General features: G+C 63.3%; 5 protein-coding genes. 1 reads left to right on the plus strand and 4 read right to left on the minus strand.

Going from position 1 to position 5,228, the window contains the following annotated elements; all coding sequences use genetic code 11:
• Positions 1-91: 91 nt before the first annotated feature.
• From WBB85_RS23025 to WBB85_RS23040, 4 genes are all read right to left on the minus strand, one after another.
• The gene (locus WBB85_RS23025; protein WP_432640897.1) at positions 92-835 is read right to left on the minus strand and encodes a metallophosphoesterase family protein; all 744 of its coding nucleotides are present in this window, start codon (positions 833-835) and stop codon (positions 92-94) included.
• A 66-nt stretch (positions 836-901) separates the two neighbouring features.
• A complete protein-coding gene (locus WBB85_RS23030; protein ID WP_432640898.1) occupies positions 902-1,510 on the minus strand; it encodes a dimethylsulfonioproprionate lyase family protein in 609 nt (202 codons plus the stop codon).
• 577 nt (positions 1,511-2,087) lie between these two features.
• On the minus strand, positions 2,088-2,324 hold the full coding sequence (locus tag WBB85_RS23035) for a hypothetical protein (protein ID WP_432640899.1): 237 nt from the start codon (positions 2,322-2,324) through the stop codon (positions 2,088-2,090).
• Between the two features lie 9 nt (positions 2,325-2,333).
• Positions 2,334-2,480 carry a hypothetical protein gene (locus WBB85_RS23040; RefSeq protein WP_432640900.1) on the minus strand — a complete coding sequence of 49 codons (147 nt, stop codon included), beginning with the start codon at positions 2,478-2,480 and terminating at the stop codon, positions 2,334-2,336.
• Between the two features lie 187 nt (positions 2,481-2,667).
• Here WBB85_RS23040 and clpB point away from each other — a divergent pair.
• Positions 2,668-5,228, plus strand: a 2,561-nt coding sequence (gene clpB, locus WBB85_RS23045; protein WP_432640901.1) for an ATP-dependent chaperone ClpB, incomplete at its 3' end; no start/stop codon positions are given.

The raw sequence follows: 5,228 nt of genomic DNA on the forward strand, positions 1-5,228 counted from the left end.
CATCAGAGGCAATCCGAATGTCCGCTGCTTTGCAGCGGGCATGAGACATATCTTGCGCCCGGCTACGGGCGCTCCTTTAAGAAACAGCCGGTCACGAACCGCCGGGGCGGATCGCTTCGCGACCGAACCCGTCAAGCAGCCAGACCTTGCCGTCTTCGATCACGATCGTCGACAGGGCGTGGCCATAACCCGCGCCGCTGTCGATATTCACGCGGTTGCCATAATGCGTCACCGCATCGACCGGTGTGTGGCCGTGCACCACCAGATAACCGTGATCGCCCTCATGATCATGGAAATCCCGCCGGATCCACAGAAGGTCATCCTCACTTTGTTCGGTCAGAGGAATACCCGGCCGGATACCGGCATGAACGAACAGCACTCCGCCCCGAACATAGGTCGTCGGAAGATCCCGCAAGAACCCCAAATGCGCCTCTGGTACCTTCGACGCAGCCTCGGCATGCAGATCGAACAGAAGCCGGTCCTCTGCCCTTTCAACGCCGTAGGAGGCCAGCGTCGTACCGCCGCCAAGACGGGGATGGACCCAGTGCAATTCAGCCCGAAGGCCGGGGTCCCGGCTGTCAGCATCGGCCATGAAGCCGGTGAACATGCGGTCGTGATTGCCCTTGAGCGTGACCCATGGCTGCCCAACCTCGTGCCCTCGCATCAGATAGGCGATCACCGCGCGGCTGTCGGGACCACGATCCACCAGATCGCCGATATGAACCACGGGCGCGTCCGCGTCGCCGGTTCGCGCGCGGTCATCGGCAATCCGCCGATGGGCCTCTTCCAGCTTGTCGAGATGGCCGTGAATGTCGCCGATCGCGTAGGTTCTCATGTTCGTCCGTCCGGGTAATGCGGGCGGACCCTATCGCGGGGCCGGGCCCGGGGCAATGCGCCCCGGTCAGGCGACCTGCACGTCCGGATCGGGCAGGAACGCGTAGGAATGGGTGTTCACATCCCCAGACCAGCGCCAAAGCGCCAGAACGCCTTCAAGGCCGGTGCGGAACGCATGCGGCATCAGGCTCGGGTGGTGGATATAGTCGCCCGGGCGGCGGATGCGGCGGTCCTCTCCGGCGGTCCAGAACACCTCACCGGCAAGGATCACATAGGTTTCATCCGCATCGTGATTGTGAAGCGCGTAATAGCTATCGGGCCGCTGGTAGAAGAGACCAAGGCGCAGGTCGGGCGCGGGGATTGGCCCCTCGGGGCCCACCAGCGTGGTGACGGCACAGATCGCGGCGGCCTCGCCACTCATCCGGTCGGCCACCGGATTGGTGCCCCAAGGGATCAGATGCTGCGCAGCAAGCACGGCTTGCGCCGCCGGATGATCCGAAGTCGTCAGCAGATCGCGCATCATCGCATCCAGCGCACAGGGCGCCTGCGGCTTGAATGCCTCCGGCGCGGGCGTGGTCAGGAGCGTGTGAGCTGTGCGATCGGCGGCCTCGCGGCCTTCGGACCGGTAGATCACGGCGAAAGCTTCAAGCAGCGCGTCGAAGGCGGGTTGGTGCATGGGCGGGCTCCTGTCCACTCACGAAAACGGCCGAAGCTTTGCGCGCAATCGTGCGTTCGCGCTGCAACGGAAGCGACGCGGGCCGCGTCGTTTTCCGAGCCGCCGCGATGTCCGCTCCGAGCCTTTTGTGGACACTCTCCTTCGCCCGGGAACAAGCCGTAGGCGCCGGGCGAATGCCTCCCCGTCCCGGCGGGCTGGCGCTTTTGAGATCGCGCGCTTCGCATGAGGTCAGAGGGGTTTTGCGGGCATAAAGCACCCCGAATACAGGTCGCTGCGCCACCCCACGGGCAGGTATCCGCCCGGCTCGCGGTGTGATTAGGGCAACGGCAGCAAAGTCCCGCCCCTTGCCTGATAGGTGACGGGCATCGATGGGGTGGAACGGCCCCCGGGACTGAATCGGCATTCCGCGCGACTGCGACCGGAACAGGCGTCCGTCAGGTTCCGGCATCCGGCAAAAGTCGTGCCCTGTGCCGTGTGACATGTCGCCAGTCCGGCACAAGCTCCGAGCGGTTCCGTCGCAGAAATGTCATTCCGGCCCGAAAGAAAGCCGCCCTGTCCCAGGCGGCGCGGGACGGGATCAGGCCGCGCGGCGCGGGGCGCATCGCGAAGGGTCGACGGCAAAGCTGAGTTTTGCGGCCCCCAGAAGCCGGGCGCGAAGCGTGGCGGCACCAGATGCGCGCGCTGGGGCGGAAGTTCGGATGAAGGCCTGTACCCGCTCCCCGTCCCACAGCACGGTCAGGGCCACGATCGCTTCAACCCGGCTGGTCATGCGATCGCGTCTGGCCCGTGATATCCGCGCGGAAAGAATGCGCATCGCTTTGGCCTACCGACGTTGCGCGAAAGGGTTCGGCATTCCACGAACGCCTTCCCGGGTCTCTCCGGCCAGCGCAACAAGCTGTGGCGGCACCGGCGACAGGTTTTCAAAGAAGTGGCCGGTGGCGATGCGGATGGCATTTGCAATACGGGTCATGCTGATCCTCCATTAACCTTAAGGGCCATTAATACTGAAACTCCTTTCCAAATGGTTTCTGTCGTCAGAGATACGCAACCGCTTGAAATTGCCATCGCCGATTGCCAAGTCACTGACGAGACCCGGAAAGCGCCGTGCCATGAATGGGCGGCCGATCGGCCGGGGGCTTGAGAAAAGGAGAGAACCGATGAACATGGAAAAGTTCACGGAACGGTCGCGCGGTTTCCTTCAGGCCGCACAGACCATCGCGATGCGCGAGGGGCACCAGAGGGTGGTTCCGGAGCATCTGCTGAAGGCACTCATGGATGACGATCAGGGCCTGTCGGCCAATCTCATCAAACGCTCGGGCGGAGAGCCGAAGCGGGTTGCCGATGCGGTCGACCAGATGATCGCCAAGATGGCGAAAGTGTCGGGCGGCGACGGCCAGGTCTATGTCGATACCACGCTCGTCCGGGTTCTGGACGAGGCCGAGAAGATCGCCAAGAAGGCGGGCGATACGTTCGTGCCGGTCGAACGCATGCTGATGGCGTTGGCGATGGTCAACACCAAGGCCAAGGATGCGCTTTCCGCCGGAGCGGTAACGGCGCAGACACTCAATGCCGCGATCAACGATATTCGCAAGGGCCGCACGGCCGACAGCGCGTCGGCCGAGGAAGGTTATGACGCGCTCAAGAAATACGCGCGCGACCTGACCGAAGCCGCCGAAGAGGGCAAGATCGACCCGATCATCGGCCGGGATGAGGAAATTCGCCGCGCCATGCAGGTGCTGAGCCGCCGGACCAAAAACAACCCGGTGCTGATCGGTGATCCCGGCGTCGGCAAGACCGCGATAGCCGAGGGCCTCGCTCTGCGCATCGTCGATGGTGACGTGCCCGAGTCTTTGAAGAACAAACGCCTCATGGCGCTCGACATGGGCGCGCTGATCGCGGGCGCGAAATATCGCGGTGAATTCGAGGAGCGGCTGAAGGCCGTGCTGAAGGAAATCGAGGCCGCTGCCGGTGAGGTCGTTCTTTTCATCGACGAGATGCACACGCTGGTCGGTGCCGGCAAGACCGACGGCGCGATGGATGCGGCCAACCTGATCAAGCCCGCCCTGGCGCGCGGGGAATTGCACTGCATCGGTGCCACCACGCTCGATGAATACCGCAAATATGTCGAGAAGGACGCGGCCCTTGCCCGGCGGTTCCAGCCCGTGCTGATCGATGAACCCACGGTCGAGGATACAATCTCTATCCTGCGCGGGATCAAGGAGAAGTATGAACTCCATCACGGTGTGCGGATCGCCGATGCAGCGCTTGTGGCGGCGGCAACCCTGTCGCAGCGCTACATCACCGACCGCTTCCTGCCCGACAAGGCCATCGACCTGATGGATGAGGCCGCGTCGCGGCTGCGGATGGAGGTGGATTCGAAGCCCGAAGAACTCGATGCGCTCGACCGCGAGATCCTGCAAAAACAGATTGAGGCCGAAGCGCTGAAGAAGGAAGACGACGCGGCTTCGAAGGACCGGCTGGAGAAGCTTGAGAAGGAACTGTCGAACCTTCAGCAGCGGTCGGCGGAGATGACCGCGAAATGGCAGGCCGAGCGTGACAAACTGGAATCGGCGCGCGGGCTGAAAGAACAGCTCGACCGGGCGCGGAACGAACTCGACCACGCCAAGCGTGATGGCAACCTCGCGCGCGCGGGCGAACTATCTTATGGCGTCATTCCCGGTTTGGAAAAACAGCTCGCCGAGGCCGAGGCGCAGGACGACGCCCTGATGGTCGAAGAGGCCGTGCGCCCGGAACAGATCGCCGAGGTGGTCGAACGCTGGACCGGCATTCCCACGTCGAAGATGCTGGAGGGTGAGCGTGAGAAGCTGCTGAAGATGGAAGATGAGCTGGGCAAGCGCGTCGTCGGCCAGCGCGAGGCGGTGGAGGCCGTGTCGAAAGCCGTGCGCCGTGCGCGCGCGGGCCTTCAGGACGAAAACCGCCCGCTCGGGTCGTTCCTATTCCTTGGCCCCACCGGGGTCGGCAAGACCGAGCTCACGAAGGCACTTGCCGAATATCTCTTTGACGACGAACACGCGATGGTCCGCATCGACATGTCGGAATTCATGGAGAAACATTCGGTCGCAAGGCTGATCGGCGCCCCTCCGGGTTATGTCGGCTATGACGAAGGTGGCGTACTGACCGAAGCCGTGCGGCGGCGTCCCTATCAGGTTGTTCTTTTCGACGAGGTCGAAAAGGCGCATCCGGATGTGTTCAACGTCCTCTTGCAGGTCTTGGATGACGGGCGTCTGACAGATGGTCAGGGCCATCATGTCGACTTCAAACAGACGCTGATCGTGCTGACCTCGAACCTCGGGTCTCAAGCGCTCAGCCAGTTGCCGGAAGGCGCGGACAGCGTGCAGGCACGGCGCGATGTGATGGATGCGGTCAGGGCTCATTTCCGGCCCGAATTCCTCAACCGGCTGGATGATCAGATCATCTTCCACCGGCTGACGCGGGACGACATGGACGGCATCGTGGAAATCCAGCTCCGCCACCTGATCAAGCGTCTGGCGGGCCGCAAGATTGCGCTCGAACTCGACGAGGCGGCCAAGAAATGGCTGGCGGATGAAGGCTATGATCCGGTCTTTGGTGCACGGCCTCTGAAGCGGGTGATCCAGCGTCACTTGCAAGACCCGCTGGCCGAGATGCTTCTGGCCGGTGAGGTCCGGGATGGAGACAGCGTCACTGTGGGTGCCGGAACCGAAGGCCTGATCGTTGG

The organism is Albidovulum sp. (assembly GCF_049646345.1).
Taxonomy (GTDB): Bacteria; Pseudomonadota; Alphaproteobacteria; order Rhodobacterales; family Rhodobacteraceae; genus Albidovulum.

Coding starts and splice junctions, on each gene's coding strand:
- WBB85_RS23025 (WP_432640897.1), bottom strand. CDS start 835: ATGAGAACCTACGCGATCGGCGACATTCACGGCCATCTCGACAAGCTG.
- WBB85_RS23030 (WP_432640898.1), bottom strand. CDS start 1,510: ATGCACCAACCCGCCTTCGACGCGCTGCTTGAAGCTTTCGCCGTGATC.
- WBB85_RS23035 (WP_432640899.1), bottom strand. CDS start 2,324: ATGCGCATTCTTTCCGCGCGGATATCACGGGCCAGACGCGATCGCATG.
- WBB85_RS23040 (WP_432640900.1), bottom strand. CDS start 2,480: ATGACCCGTATTGCAAATGCCATCCGCATCGCCACCGGCCACTTCTTT.